This window comes from Heliomicrobium gestii, assembly GCF_009877435.1.
GTDB lineage: Bacteria > Bacillota > Desulfitobacteriia > Heliobacteriales > Heliobacteriaceae > Heliomicrobium > Heliomicrobium gestii.
The window spans coordinates 1-493 of sequence record NZ_WXEX01000045.1; the positions used below are offsets into that span (position 1 = coordinate 1).

Annotated in this window: 1 protein-coding gene; it reads left to right on the plus strand. The window is 51.7% G+C overall.

What is annotated here, in order from left to right; translation table 11 throughout:
* Nucleotides 1-76 precede the first annotated feature (76 nt).
* Nucleotides 77-493 (plus strand): transposase (locus GTO89_RS16970; RefSeq protein WP_328793941.1); only part of this gene is annotated, 417 nt, incomplete at its 3' end.

Consider the following 493-nt stretch of genomic DNA (forward strand, 5'->3'; position numbering starts at 1 on the left):
AGAGAACCCGGAGCATCTCGATAAAAGAACTTGTGGATACCGGCGTCGCAAGGAAGCGGTACAGAGGAAGCCGCAAGTGGCGTCCCAATTGCTCGATCATGCCCTAGCAGCGGATATAACAGCGGATTATGTGTTGATGGACACCTGGTTTACCAATGAGCCCATGATTGCGTGCGTAGTGGAGAAGGGGCTTCATGCAATCGGCATGGTCAAGGAATTAAAGCAACGCTATTCCTTGGCAGGGGCATCCTACTCGCTTTCCCAACTGCGTTACCGCTTCGTGGCCAAAAACGGTTCGGAAATCATCGGCTCGATCTGCGTCCACACCAAGCAAGGCATCCCCGTGAAGCTTGTATTCATTCGCAACCGCAATAATCCCAGAGAATGGCTCGCGTTGTTGAGCACGGATACAACCCTGGAAGCGTCAGAAATCGTGCGCATTTACGGCATGCGCTGGAGCATTGAAGTATTTTTCAAGTCCACCAAATCCTTG